At 61.5% G+C, this 12,270-nt stretch carries 13 protein-coding genes; 5 read left to right on the top strand and 8 right to left on the bottom strand.

Annotation, left to right across the window (positions count from 1 at the left end; all coding sequences use genetic code 11):
• The first annotated feature begins 26 nt into the window (after nucleotides 1–26).
• The 3 genes from AOT96_RS07030 (at nucleotide 27) to AOT96_RS07040 (ending at nucleotide 1,608) form a co-directional block, all read left to right on the top strand.
• The gene (locus AOT96_RS07030; protein ID WP_003940240.1) at nucleotides 27–374 is read left to right on the top strand and encodes a plastocyanin/azurin family copper-binding protein; all 348 of its coding nucleotides are present in this window, start codon (nucleotides 27–29) and stop codon (nucleotides 372–374) included.
• Nucleotides 374–697 carry a cupredoxin domain-containing protein gene (locus tag AOT96_RS07035; protein ID WP_080712742.1) on the top strand — a complete coding sequence of 108 codons (324 nt, stop codon included), beginning with the start codon at nucleotides 374–376 and terminating at the stop codon, nucleotides 695–697. Before AOT96_RS07030 ends, AOT96_RS07035 begins: the two co-directional genes overlap by 1 nt.
• Before the next feature lie 74 nt (nucleotides 698–771).
• On the top strand, nucleotides 772–1,608 hold the full coding sequence (locus tag AOT96_RS07040; RefSeq protein ID WP_065351487.1) for a methylamine utilization protein: 837 nt from the start codon (nucleotides 772–774) through the stop codon (nucleotides 1,606–1,608).
• Nucleotides 1,609–1,703: 95 nt separating this feature from the next.
• Here AOT96_RS07040 and AOT96_RS07045 read toward each other — a convergent pair whose 3' ends face one another.
• The 6 genes from AOT96_RS07045 to AOT96_RS07070 are packed head-to-tail and all read right to left on the bottom strand — an operon-like array spanning nucleotide 1,704 to nucleotide 8,761.
• Nucleotides 1,704–2,393 (bottom strand): SanA/YdcF family protein, encoded by a 690-nt coding sequence (locus AOT96_RS07045; protein ID WP_050656037.1) that lies wholly within the window; start codon nucleotides 2,391–2,393, stop codon nucleotides 1,704–1,706.
• 25 nt (nucleotides 2,394–2,418) lie between these two features.
• Nucleotides 2,419–4,152, bottom strand: a complete 1,734-nt coding sequence (locus AOT96_RS07050) for an ABC transporter ATP-binding protein (protein ID WP_050656038.1) — start codon at nucleotides 4,150–4,152, stop codon at nucleotides 2,419–2,421.
• Nucleotides 4,149–5,963 (bottom strand): ABC transporter ATP-binding protein, encoded by a 1,815-nt coding sequence (locus AOT96_RS07055; RefSeq protein WP_231917401.1) that lies wholly within the window; start codon nucleotides 5,961–5,963, stop codon nucleotides 4,149–4,151. The genes AOT96_RS07050 and AOT96_RS07055 overlap by 4 nt, the downstream gene beginning before the upstream one ends.
• Complete coding sequence (locus AOT96_RS07060; RefSeq protein ID WP_007729706.1) at nucleotides 5,960–6,307, bottom strand: plastocyanin/azurin family copper-binding protein; 348 nt, start codon at nucleotides 6,305–6,307, stop codon at nucleotides 5,960–5,962. Before AOT96_RS07060 ends, AOT96_RS07055 begins: the two co-directional genes overlap by 4 nt.
• A 10-nt stretch (nucleotides 6,308–6,317) precedes the next feature.
• Nucleotides 6,318–7,880 (bottom strand): multicopper oxidase family protein, encoded by a 1,563-nt coding sequence (locus AOT96_RS07065; protein WP_065351488.1) that lies wholly within the window; start codon nucleotides 7,878–7,880, stop codon nucleotides 6,318–6,320.
• On the bottom strand, nucleotides 7,877–8,761 hold the full coding sequence (locus AOT96_RS07070; RefSeq protein ID WP_231917402.1) for an ABC transporter substrate-binding protein: 885 nt from the start codon (nucleotides 8,759–8,761) through the stop codon (nucleotides 7,877–7,879). Before AOT96_RS07070 ends, AOT96_RS07065 begins: the two co-directional genes overlap by 4 nt.
• 284 nt (nucleotides 8,762–9,045) lie before the next feature.
• Here AOT96_RS07070 and AOT96_RS07075 point away from each other — a divergent pair, with 284 nt between their 5' ends.
• Nucleotides 9,046–9,777 (top strand): TetR/AcrR family transcriptional regulator, encoded by a 732-nt coding sequence (locus tag AOT96_RS07075; RefSeq protein WP_030536498.1) that lies wholly within the window; start codon nucleotides 9,046–9,048, stop codon nucleotides 9,775–9,777.
• A gap of 62 nt (nucleotides 9,778–9,839) precedes the next feature.
• Here AOT96_RS07075 and AOT96_RS07080 read toward each other — a convergent pair whose 3' ends face one another.
• Nucleotides 9,840–11,003 (bottom strand): alpha/beta hydrolase family protein, encoded by a 1,164-nt coding sequence (locus tag AOT96_RS07080; protein WP_065351490.1) that lies wholly within the window; start codon nucleotides 11,001–11,003, stop codon nucleotides 9,840–9,842.
• A gap of 173 nt (nucleotides 11,004–11,176) precedes the next feature.
• Between AOT96_RS07080 and AOT96_RS07085 the strand changes: the two genes are divergently transcribed.
• A complete protein-coding gene (locus tag AOT96_RS07085) occupies nucleotides 11,177–11,617 on the top strand; it encodes a VOC family protein (RefSeq protein WP_064112402.1) in 441 nt (146 codons plus the stop codon).
• Between the two features lie 21 nt (nucleotides 11,618–11,638).
• On the opposite strand, the gene AOT96_RS07090 is transcribed toward AOT96_RS07085, so the two are convergent.
• Nucleotides 11,639–12,238, bottom strand: coding sequence for a TetR/AcrR family transcriptional regulator (locus tag AOT96_RS07090; RefSeq protein ID WP_030536496.1), 600 nt, complete (start codon nucleotides 12,236–12,238; stop codon nucleotides 11,639–11,641).
• Between the last annotated feature and the right edge of the window lie 32 nt (nucleotides 12,239–12,270).

A 12,270-nucleotide genomic window follows, 5' to 3' on the forward strand; every position in this document is an offset into this window, starting at 1 on the left:
AAGTCGAAGAATGGAGAGAACACCTCATGAAGAAACTCGTTCCCGCTTTCCTGGCCGCGTGCGCTGCCCTGAGCCTCACCGCCTGCAGTAGTGATGCCGGTGCGTCGTCGGACGAACCTGCAGTCGTGATCGAGGTGAAGAACATGGCGTACACACCGGCATCGGTCACCATCGAGAAGGGACAGACCGTCGAATGGAAGTTCGACGACAGCGGACTCCCCCACGACGTGGTCGGCAACGGTGATCTCGACGGGAAACTGAAGAGCGAGTTGCTCACCGAGGGAACCTTCTCGTACACGTTCGACGACGCCGGAACCTTCACCTACCACTGCACGCCCCACCCGATGATGGTGGGCACCGTGATCGTTCAATAGTGAGGAGGTGGATCGCCGGCTTCGGCCTCGCCGTCGCGGCGACGTGTGTCCCAGCTTGCGGCACAGAAGATCCCGTCCCCGACGTGGTGGTCGAGATCAGCAATGTTCAGTTCAGTCCGATGGACGTCACCGTGGAGCACGGCGGCACCGTCGAGTGGCGCTTCGACGACGGCGGACTCCTGCATCACGTGGAATCACCCGGCCTGTTCGACAGCGGTATCACCGGAGACGGAACGTTCCGGCACACGTTCGAGAGCGTCGGCGTCTACGAATATTCGTGCTCCGTCCACCCGTACATGATCGGAGTCATCACAGTGCTGTGAACTCTGGCTCATCACTTTTCGCTGCGACTTCGGCTCGACACTTTTCCTGAACCACAAACACTTCGGAGGATCTGATGACTACTGTTCTCTCACACGGCCCACTGCAGACCGACGTCCCTGACATCCGGCCGACCCTTCAAGGATCGGTCGGCACCGCGACCCGTGTCAGCCTCGTCGCGGCGGGCGCCGCTGCGGGTGCCGGCCTCGCACTCGTGGCCACGCCATCTGCGACAACAGCTTTGACCACAGCTGTTATCGGCGCCGGGCTGGTTACGTCGCTGGCCGCGAACTGGTCGACCTGCGGAATGTCCGTCGCCGGAGTTGTTGCCGCGCCGAAGCAAGTCGATCGGAAGGGATCCTCGACTCCCGTCCGCCGACTCGGCTGGCACGCTCTGGGTTCGGTCACGACGGGAGCCGTCACCGGGGCATTGATCGGCGCTCTCGGTGCGGCGATGTCCGGGTACGTGCCGATCGGCTGGGCGCTGGGCGTCTGGGCCGTCGTCGCGGTTGCATACGGGCTGCACGAGTTGGGTGCGGTGAGCATGCCGACTCCGATGCGGCGCCAACAGCTTCCGCGCCATCTGCGCCGCACGATGGCGCCCTGGAAGGTCTCGCTGATCTTCGGCGCGATCATCGGTCCGGGATTTCTGATCTTCATCCGCTCGAGTGCGTACTACCTCATGGCACTCGGCGTCATGGCTTCGGGTTCACCGGCTCTCGGGGCGGCGCTGTTCACGGTCGTATCCCTTGGCCGCTGCATGCCCAGCCTCGCGGCAATCGTGCACACCAAGCGTGGTGGCTCGATGCCGGGATTCCTCTCGATCATGTGCGTCGTGGACCGTCGCGTGCAGAGCGTCACCGGCGCGGCATTGATCGCACTGGGAGCATTCGCCGCCGCAGCACTGATCTGACTCTCGACCGAGCACCCTTCACCTCGAGTGAACACACGCTCCGACTCTCCGGAGCGTGTGTTCACTCGACAGAAACCGTGCACACTCACCCCGTGTCAGGGAATCGACAGCGCCACCTGGACCGAGTCCTCCGACGGCGACGTCACCTTTGCGTCCCGACTCCACAGCATGTCCAGCGCTGCCTTGGGCTTGGCAAGAACCCACTCCCGGGCGGCGTTCTTGATCAGCGTCGGAGTTGCGCACCCGCAATCGCTGTTCACCCCGTCTGCGTCGATGCCGACGTCTCGGCACAGCGCCACAGCGCGGGGCACGTGATACCCCTGAGTGACGATCAACGCCTTGGTCACCCCATACGTATGTATGGCCCGGAAGCAGGTGTCATAGGTGTCGAGGCCGTACGGATCCCCCACGATGCGACGCTCATCTATTCCCTGCTCCAACAGGTAGTTCGTCATCGCCGCGATCTCGTCACCCGAGCCGCCGTTCGCGTCGCCGGAGACGAGGACCGCTTTAGCCTTTCCCGCTTCCACCAGTTCGACTGCTGCGTCCAGCCGCCCTTTCAGGAAAGCCATCGGCTTACCGTCCTTGATCTGCGCGCCCAGCACGATCACTACCGGAGCATCGGGAGCATCGACGGCGTCCGACGTATGGCCGGCCGACGCCACGGAAATCCACACGATCGAGCCCGCATAGACAACTGCTCCGAGCACCGCAATGCCTGCGACCCAACGAGGCCACCGGCGCTTGCGCGGCGGTTTCACTGGATCTGCAGCAGCTTCGTCCATTCGTCGATCAAACCACACGGTTTGCTCATGGCTCGAGCGCTCGGTCGATCCTCCATCCCTCCGCGCCACTGCGCTCGGCCCACAGATCCGAGTACTTTCCACCTCGCGCGATCAGGTCTTCGTGGGAACCGACCTCCTCCACCCCACCGTCTTCGAGGTAGACGATGCGATCTGCTCCCTCAATAGTCGACAGGCGATGAGCGATGATCACCACCGTTCGACCACGGGCCAATCGGTGAATTGCCTCGGTGATGGCGACTTCGTTCTCTCCGTCGAGGGCTGAAGTCGCTTCATCGAGAAGAACAATCGGAGTGTCCTTGAGGAATGCCCGCGCAATCGAGACCCGCTGACGTTCACCGCCGGACAGCAGTGATCCGCCTTCACCTACCCTGGTCTCCTCACCGCTCGGCAAACGGTCGATCACTTCGCCTAGCCTGGAATCCACCACTGCTTGACGGACCTCCGACTCGGTGGCATCCGGTCTCGCCAACCGAACGTTCTCCAGGATGGTTCCGTCGAACAGGTAAACCTGCTGTGAGACAGTCGATATCCGAGACATCAATGCTCTCGTTCCGATGTCGCGAACATCGGCTCCCCCGATGGATACCGCACCTTCGTCGACGTCCCAGAATCTGGAGATCAGCCGAACCAGAGTTGTCTTTCCGGAACCGGAAGGACCGACCAGAGCAGTGACCGAGCAATCCGGGAATTCGAGGCTCACGTTACGAATCACGCGATCCGGGCCGTAGCCGAAGGAGACCGAATCGAACCGAATATCATACGAAGTAGGCTCTTTCGGCACCTCAGGTTCCGCCAGCACCGGTACATCGATCATCTCTCGGACAGATCCGAGCGACACCCGGGCCAGTGAGATACCTTCACCGAATCCTGCGAGCATCTGCATCGGCTCCACGAACCTCACGGCCAACACGAGAACAACGATCACACTTGCTGTGTCGATGAACCCGGTGGTGACCAGCAGTGCCGCCAGAACCAGGACGGTGAGAAAGGCAACCTGAACGACGATCATGAAGCGCAGCAGATACTTGTCGACCGATCCGATTTCCTGCAGGTGTGCGTCCCGGTTGGACACAAGAGCTTCGTCCAACCGAGTCCAGCCTTCGCCGCTCTTACCGGCCGAACGTAGAACTTGCTGCGCCTGTGCATATTCGACGACGCGCGATGCCAACTCGGATTCGCTCTTGCCGATCGCCTCGTATTCGGGAACAACCGCACGCTGCACGTTGCGGTAAGCCCGAATCCCCAGTGGAACGAAGACGACCATCGCGAGAGACAGTCGCCAGTCCACAAACAACACAGCGATCGCCACTGTCGCTGGAGTCACCGTGACGGTGACGAGTTGCGCGATGATCATTCCCGGGATGCTCATCAAGATAGCCGTGCCCTCGGTGACCAGGCGAGTGAACGCTCCACGGTTTGCCTTGCTGAACCACCCGAGCGGAACCTGCACCAAGTGCTCACCGAGGCGATGCATGATTCCACCGGCAAAACCCTCGATTCCGATGCGGTACGCCCGATTCTCGGCGATCCACCGTACGGCGCCACAGGCCACCGCCACGAGAGCAGCCGTGACAACCCACGGCACTGCGGCGTCGTAATCGCCGCGAACCACCGCTTTCAGGATCGGAATCATCAGTGCAAAGACGACACCCTCGAGTATCCCAGCGAGCGTGAAACCTGCTATCTGACCTCGCATCCCATTGCCGCGCCCGAGGATTTCGTCCAGGTCTCGAATCATTGCAGCGCCTTTCGCGGAGATATGTCTTCGACGAGGGGGTTCTGGAGCGCCCACATCCGCGCGTAGGTTCCGCCGAGCGCCGACAACTGTTCGTGCGTACCCTTTTCCACGATCCGTCCGGCGTCGAGAACGAGTATCTGATCTGCATATCGGACGGTGTGCAGTCGATGAGCGATCACCATCAGGGTGCCGCCGTCCGCACTGATCTCACCCAGTGCGCGTTGAACGGCCGATTCACTGTGGGGATCGGCCTGCGAAGTCGCCTCGTCCAGGATGACGATCGGCGGGTTCTGAAGGATGGCGCGGGCGATCGTCAGGCGTTGCTTCTCCCCACCCGACAGCTCACCGCCCGAACCACCACCGATCTCGGTGTCGTACCCGTCTGGCAGTCGCACGATCACGTCATGAATTTGCGCCCGCTTCGCCGCTGTCTCCACTTCCATATCCGTTGCATCTGGTCTGCCGAGCCGAATGTTCTCGCGCACGGTGTCCCGCAAGAGCACGACATCCTGGAAGACGATCGCCATCGATTTCAAGACTTCACGACTGGACTGATCTCGTAAATCGCTTCCACCGAGGCGAATAGATCCATCCGTCACGTCCCAGAACCGCGGAAGTAGACGCGCCAACGTGGTCTTTCCGGAGCCGGACGGTCCGACTATCGCGGTGACGGTGCCCGGTTGCATCTCGAAGGAGATGTTCTCGAGGACGCGCTGTCCAGTGGTGTATTCAAATCCGACGCAATCGAATTCAACCAAGGTACCGCGAGCCGAGACCGGCTCCCGGGGTTCAGCCAGCTCTTCTTCGCCGAGAATGCTCTCGACGTGAGTCGCTCCCAGTTGGCCTTCGCGGTAGAGATTGGCCATCGTTCCCATGTGCAGAACCGACGACGGAACACCGATTCCGACGACTAGAAAGGCAACAAGAGCTACCGGGGTAATCCAACCCCCGGACAACATTGCAGTTCCCGTCGCCGTGATGACCACGATGAGTGCCGCCGGTGAGAGGAGGATCGACATCGCGACCACCGGCCTTCCCATCCCCGACATCCATCGCACGCACACCGCAACCATCGAATCGACAGCGCTCGAGTAGCGCGCGAATGCGCGACTCCCACTCCCGTACGTCTTGACAACCTCGATACCGTCGCCCAGTTCTACTGTCGCAGAGGTCAATGTCGACATTGCAAGATTCCAGGAGTCGACGTTCGTTCGATAGGCTCTGCGCATCGACGGCGCGGCGAGAGCGAGACACACTCCGATGTAGCCGACCAGGACCAGGCTGAACTTCCAGTCCATCGCCACCAGATAGATCAGGGCCACTATCGGCGACAGGATCGCGGGCACCACGTCGGCGGGAAGGTGAGCGACGAGAAGATGCATCCGCTTCACGTCGTCCGTCATCGCCTGCTTCACTTCACCGGTGCCACCATTTGCAAACCACCCCAGAGGAACTCGGGACAGATGCCGAGCGATACGCGAGCGGATCGAGTATTTGAAATGCGCGTCGGCGGTGTGACAGACGGTCAGTGCTGCGTTGTAGACGACAAAACCGAGAATTGTGCCCGCTGCACCGATTGCGGCCCACATCCAGACCAGGTTCAACGACGAGCCGGTCAGGAGCACCCGCGCGATCTCGACCACCGCAACGTAGGGCAGGAATCGCAACGGCACCGACAGTGCCGACAGACCCGCCCCTAGGAGGAGTTGATTTCTGACCGGCGCGATCATCCTGCCCAAAGCGTCTCGGTCGACGAGTCCAGGCGAGTCTTCCGGGGCTGCGGACTCGTTCACTTTCATTGCCGCACTCACTCTTCGACGATGATCGTGCCGGTCATGTTCGGATGTGGTGTGCACGTGTAGGTGAACGTTCCGGCTTTGTCGAAGGTCTGACTGTAGGTTCCGCTTCCTTGGAGATCGCTCTTGATCCCCAACTCGGCGAACACGACATCGTGCGGCATTCCCTGGTCCTCGAAAATCCACGTGACGGTCTGTCCTGTGTGCACGGTGACAGAGTTCGGTGTGTACGCAAGGTTTTTCACCGAGATCTCGACCGGCGCTTGCTCGGTAGATCCCGTCGAATCGTTGCCGCACGACGTCAGTGTGAATACCGCTGCAACAGCGATCAATGTGGTCAATCCGGTGCGAAATGACATTCTGCTCTCCTCATCGAACGTAGTGGAGGTCGGCAGTCATCCCGGCCTCGAAGTGGTACGCGTTGTGACAGTGAAACATCCACCGTCCTGGATTGTCGGCGTCGAAGTCGATCGCCATTTGTGTACGCGGAAGTACGATCACGGTGTCTCGGCGAAGCCCGCCGTAGGAGGGAACCGAGAAGGTGTGCCCATGGGTGTGCATCGGGTGCCACATGTCGGTGTCGTTGTTCATGACGATTCGTATTCGCTCGCCCTGCTTCATTCTCAACCGACCTGCATCGGCGCCCGCCATTCCCCAGAGGTATCGATCGCCGGCCTGAATGAGATCCACCGAATACGCACGATCCGGTGCCCTCTGCTCCAGCGCTCCTGACGGGCGAAGCTCCGATTCCAGAACGAGCCGACCGCCGGAACCTGACAGCACTGCAGGCGAAGTCAGGTCGACGACCGCTACCGAATCCGGCGTCCGAAGCAGGCACGCGACGCCACCTGACTTCCCTTCCACCTTCGCGGCGATGGGCCACGAGCCGGACTGCACCGTCACCAATACGTCGTATCGCTGCGCGGGTGCGATCAGAATCTCGTCTCCGGCTGTGTAGGCAACGTCCTGCCCGTCAGCACTGACAACGGTCATCTCGTGCCCGGCGACCGAGAAACGGTACGGAGTCTCCGCCCCGGCATTGATCACCCGCAATCGAAGCCGAGTTCCGGCCGTCGCACTGACTACGAAGGGATCTTCCACAGGCCATCCGTTGATCAGGTGCAGTGGATACGTGATGTGCGTTGCCGTTCCACCGAGCGCCCTGGAATTTCCGTGACCACTGCCGAGAAGTTCTGCGGCAGAATCAATCTCTGCACCATCGACTTCCGGTGGAGTGCCGCCGTGCCCGTGGTGTCCTCCCTGCACGTCCGGTGACAATGCGCGAAGCACTGCATCCGGGGTTGTTCCCAGCCCGTCGAGCCAGTCGTCGATCACGATGACGACGTCCTCGTCGGCTCCGGTCCGGTCGTTCGGGTCCTCGACCACGAGTGCACCGAATAGCCCTCGATCGGCCTGCAATCCTGAATGGGAGTGGTACCAATATGTTCCGTGATCCGGGGCCACGAAGTCGTAGGTGAACTCGGCACCTGGTCGGATTCGTTCCTGGGTGACCGGCGGGACGCCGTCCATGTCGTTGCGGATCGCAATGCCGTGCCAGTGCACTGAGGTCTCCGTCGGAAGGTCGTTCTGCAACCGAACGTTGAGCCGGTCTCCCTTGGAGATTCGAAGCTCCGGGCCAACTGCTTCCGCACCGTACGACCATGTGTCGACCTCTCTGGCGCCCAGACTCACCCGAGCCGGTGCAGCTGTCAGATTCCGTTCGACTGTGCGCCCGCTATGAAATCTCGCCTGTTCGGCAGCACGAACTTCGTCGTCGAACGGTGAAATCTCAGAACTGGTTTCGTTCGCCGAGCCACGGCTGCACGCACTCAATGCCACAGAACCCAAAGCCGCAGAACCCACAGCCGCAGAGCCGAGCGTCACCGCTCCCCATCGCAGAGCCAGGCGCCGACTCAACGCACTCGAACTCATGCCGTCAGCGCCGTGAATTCCTGATAGCGCTTCGCGGCAACAGCTTCGGTTCCGGTGCCGGTCAGATTGCCGGCAGCCATGGCATCCATGTCCTCGATCATCCAGAAGGTGGCGAAGGGATGAGTGGCAAGCCACATGTCTCCGTTGACCTTGGCCACTCGGTTCTCCTGCACCGCTGAAAGACTCGAGAACCCGGGAACACCGGCAACCTTGCCGAACTCGTACACGCCCTCGTCGAACACGGCTACGATCCGAGCATCCTGCGCCGGGATCGCCTCGTCGGACAGGGGCGCATACGGCAGTCCTCCAGCGGCATTCGCTCGCTGGGATTCCGGACGCCCGAAGCCGCTCTCCGCCAACAGCAACGACGGCGGCGCCTGCTCGGTGGTGGTGGCAAGGATTCCAGAACTGCTCATCAGCACCGACACGGTGTTCACTTCACCACCGGACCGAGCAGAGACGTCAGCGATCTTGCCCTCCAAAGCGACAGTCAGCTTGTCGGCAACCGACTGACGATCAAAAGCGCGTCCGAAGAAGGCAAGATTCTCACGCCACGGAGTGGTGACGGCCGGGACCGGCACTGTGGGGACGGTCGACGCAAGGGAGTCGTAGTAGCTCCGATCGCCCATCGACGTGAAGATGACCAGTCCGGGATCCTGGGCGAGGACCTGCTCGATCGGGGGTGCACCGAGCGGCGGCACCGTGACCACCTCGGTACCAGCTGACGCCAAGATGTCCTGGCCGATCTCCGATCCCCACGACGTGAAGACCACATCAGGGGTGATGCCGACGGCAAGGAGACCGAGTGCGGCGTATTCGTCGAGGGAAACAACTCGCCCGAGGTCGCCCGGAACCGACGTCTCACCGAATTCGTGGGACACAACACGCGTTCCCTCGGCAGGTTCCGTCGTCGGTCCCGCCTCACTCGAGCTACAGGCGGCCGCAGTCAGGGCAACGACACTGACCAGCAGCGAAGCTCCCAGCCTCGATAGGTAACCGGGTCGCGTTTTCAACTTCATAATGTCCTTCAGCTTCGAAAAATCGGGGGTTCGATACAAATCGGAGCACTGCTCGGATTTGGCAAGTAAACCTCACCTAAGTTCATCCGTCAATCGGTTGCGTCGACTACGCGACGCGATCCGACGCCACTAAGCTCGGTCGGACCATGACTGCGCCATCACCTGACAAGAAGTCCGCCGCGAAATCACAGCGCCGCCGGAGTTACAACACCGGGATCACTGCGGACGCGGTGCTGACCGTGGCGTTCGGGCTCAGTCGCGAGCACGGAGTCGAGGGCTGGTCGCTGCGGCAGCTGCTCGGCGAACTCGATACGTCGTTCTCCGTCGTCTATCGACTCGTCGGAGATCGGGACGCACTCTCGGCTGCGGTGGTCGACAGTGCGGTGTCGGCCGTCAACGTGCCATCCGCACAAGAAGATTGGCGTCAATGGCTGACGCATCTGCTCTTGCAGATGCGAGAGGCCTTGATCGAGTGTCCAGGCGCGGCACAGTGGCTGCTGATGAACGGAGTTGCCACCCAGCGCAGCCGGGAACTCATGGAGGCCGGATTGGCATCGCTGATCGACGCCGGGTTCGGGGAAGAAGCCGCTCAGGCTTACACCGTCGCCTTCACCTCGACAATCACACTGATCGCCATGAACGACGCCAGGCGCATTCCCAGCGGACAGCCTTCACCCGATCACAGCGCGATGCTGGAACGACTGAGTAACGACGGACCCTCAGATCCTCGTTCATCGATGGAGACACTGATCGGGAAGTTCGCCGGTCCACCGGATGCTGCGGAAGCAACACGGGCAGAACACTATCGCTACACACTCGACCGTGTCCTCGACGGCCTCGAGGCGCGGCTGAACGCAATCAAGGAGTCACAGAAATGACCGAGGGTCGCTGTCGCAGTTGTGCGACAGCGACCCTCGGATGAGTTGGATTCTCGATATGTCTAACGGAACAGGTTCGCGACGAACGGAATCGTGTCAGCCTGTGATTCGACCAAAGCGCCGCTGTGGTCGGTGTTGTATGTCTTGAACGTGACCGGTTCACCGTTGGCCACCAACGCTGCAACCAGCGAAAGCGCAGACGGTGCAGGGACATCCACGTCGAGCAAGCCCTGGCCGATGAAGATGGGGCGATCGTATCCACTGGTCGGTACACCCATGTAATCGTTCAGCAGACCCTGGAAGTTCGGGATCTGACTGAGCGGGCGGGAGAAGATGTCACCGAGGACCAGATCCTTGGATGCCTCGTCCAGGTCTGCGGCGCAGAGCTTTTCGGCCGAGTCGACCTTTTCCCTTCCCAAGTCGTTCAGGTAGGAATTCAAGTCGATCTCGGGGTGCGCTTCCCGCAAGCCCGCGAGGATGTAGAGCGCGTACGACGTCAACCCGCCGCCGAGGGCGATGGGAGGGAAGCCCGGACCGGCAGGCAGGAGGGTCAACTCGATGTTGGCCGGCACTCCGGTACCCACGCCACCGCGGTAGTCGAGCGAATCCCCTCCATACTCGGTTGCGTAGCGGGCCGTCGTGATGGCCGCACCGCCGCCCTGCGACTGCCCGACCACTGCCCAACGATTCGAGATCGAGGAGTCGATGACCCGTGCCGCCTTGACCGAGTCGACTACGCTGTGCGCCTCCACCTTTCCGTCGAGATACGGCATCAGCCCCGGCGTTCCCAGACCGACGTAGTCGGTGGCGACTACGGCGTAGCCCTCGGAGAGCCAACGCCCCAGGTAGGGGTAGTCGCGCTCGGGCAGGCCAGGACCGACCAGCGAAGGGGCACAGGAATCGTCGAGTCCCGTGGTGCCGTGCGCCCACGCAATGACGGGCCAACCACCTTCCGGTGCCGGACCGTCCGGGACGTAGTACGCGCCACTGCTCAGCGCAGGCCCGCCGTTGGAACCGATGGTCCAGTACGTGAATCGCTTGGCGTCGGCGGTACCCGGAATCCACAGATCTTTCGGTAGCGGCTCACTCGACACCACAGTGCCGGTGGCTTGCGACGCGCTCGGTGCCTGTGCGGACGCGATGGGCGCAGCAACGGCGGAGCCGATCGTTGCAGCACAGAGGGCTGCGATGGATATGCGGGCAAACGACTTCGACTGGAATTTCACGTCTGACGACTCCGGTTCGTGCGGTGGGCGACCTCGTTGGACGTTATCGTAGATTTTGTTTAACCGATCGGTCAAGCAAAATCTTGCAGCTTCGTGAAACGTATATGTCGAGATTCCGGCCCCAACTCCGACCTAGCATCGAACCGCACGAAAAACAGTAGGAGGATGTGTCCATGGCACACGTACGGCGTTTCGACCACATCGGCATCACCGTCGCGGACCTCGAATCAGCGACGGCATTCTTCGTCGGTCTGGGTCTCGAGGTGGAGGGCACCGGATCCGTGGAGGGTGAGTTCGTGGAAACCGTCTGCGGTATCCCTGGAGCCAAGTGCGAAATCGCCATGCTGCGCCCGCCGGGCGAAGGATCACGGCTCGAGCTCTCGTCCTTCGTCACGCCCGAGCACGTACCCGGATCGCCTGCTCCGATGGCCAACGAGATCGGGATACGCAACGTGTCTTTCGAGGTGGGCGATCTCCAGGCTGCGGTCGACGCGGTGGCTGCGGACGGTTACGGACTCATCGGCGGGATCGGCGAGTACGAGAACAGCGTGCGCATGGCCTACGTCCGGGGGCCTGAAGGGATCATCGTGTCCCTGTTCGAGCAGATCGCCTGAAGCGTCACGGCATTCGGAGCGTCAGATCGCCTTCCAGGAGCTGGCCAGAGCGCCCATCGCAGCCGCGAATTCGGCGAACGCCGCGTCGATTCTGACGCGGTCACCGGTGGTCACCAGATCGAGCGTCAACCCGCGAATCTGCGCCAACACGATCGTCGCGTAGCGATCAGCGCGATCGGGTGGACATCCGTGCGCGAGCGCAGCTTCCGCCAAACCACCCAACCAGTCCCCCACCACATGGTCGAGAAACTCGCGATACCGCTCCGGATGCAACAACGCCTGTCCGTAGATCTCGAACATCAAGCGAAAGTTCGGCAACGATTCCGCTGATGTGCGCCCATTCCAGTAACTCGTCAACATCTCGACGATGTCGGTCCCGGAAGAGATGTCGAGAGAAGAGCTGTCTCGCAGGGTGGCAACCACTTCAGTGAGCAGTTGTTCCTTCGAACCGAAATGATGGATGAGTGTCGCATGACTGATCCCCAGATCCTTGGCCAATGGCCGCATGGACAGTTCACCGACGCCGTTCGCCGTGACGTACGCGGTTACCTGCTCGAGCAATTCGGCACGGCGATGCTGGTAACGCAGTTTCCGGCCGTCGACCGGCGTGCTGTCCTCCACCTGCAGGAGCCTACGCAGTACCGGAAACACAG

The organism is Rhodococcus sp. 008, from assembly GCF_001682295.1.
Lineage (GTDB): Bacteria > Actinomycetota > Actinomycetes > Mycobacteriales > Mycobacteriaceae > Rhodococcus_F > Rhodococcus_F qingshengii.

Coding starts and splice junctions, on each gene's coding strand:
- AOT96_RS07030 (WP_003940240.1), top strand. CDS start 27: ATGAAGAAACTCGTTCCCGCTTTCCTGGCCGCGTGCGCTGCCCTGAGC.
- AOT96_RS07085 (WP_064112402.1), top strand. CDS start 11,177: ATGGCACACGTACGGCGTTTCGACCACATCGGCATCACCGTCGCGGAC.
- AOT96_RS07040 (WP_065351487.1), top strand. CDS start 772: ATGACTACTGTTCTCTCACACGGCCCACTGCAGACCGACGTCCCTGAC.
- AOT96_RS07075 (WP_030536498.1), top strand. CDS start 9,046: ATGACTGCGCCATCACCTGACAAGAAGTCCGCCGCGAAATCACAGCGC.
- AOT96_RS07045 (WP_050656037.1), bottom strand. CDS start 2,393: ATGGACGAAGCTGCTGCAGATCCAGTGAAACCGCCGCGCAAGCGCCGG.
- AOT96_RS07050 (WP_050656038.1), bottom strand. CDS start 4,152: ATGATTCGAGACCTGGACGAAATCCTCGGGCGCGGCAATGGGATGCGA.
- AOT96_RS07065 (WP_065351488.1), bottom strand. CDS start 7,880: ATGAGTTCGAGTGCGTTGAGTCGGCGCCTGGCTCTGCGATGGGGAGCG.
- AOT96_RS07060 (WP_007729706.1), bottom strand. CDS start 6,307: ATGTCATTTCGCACCGGATTGACCACATTGATCGCTGTTGCAGCGGTA.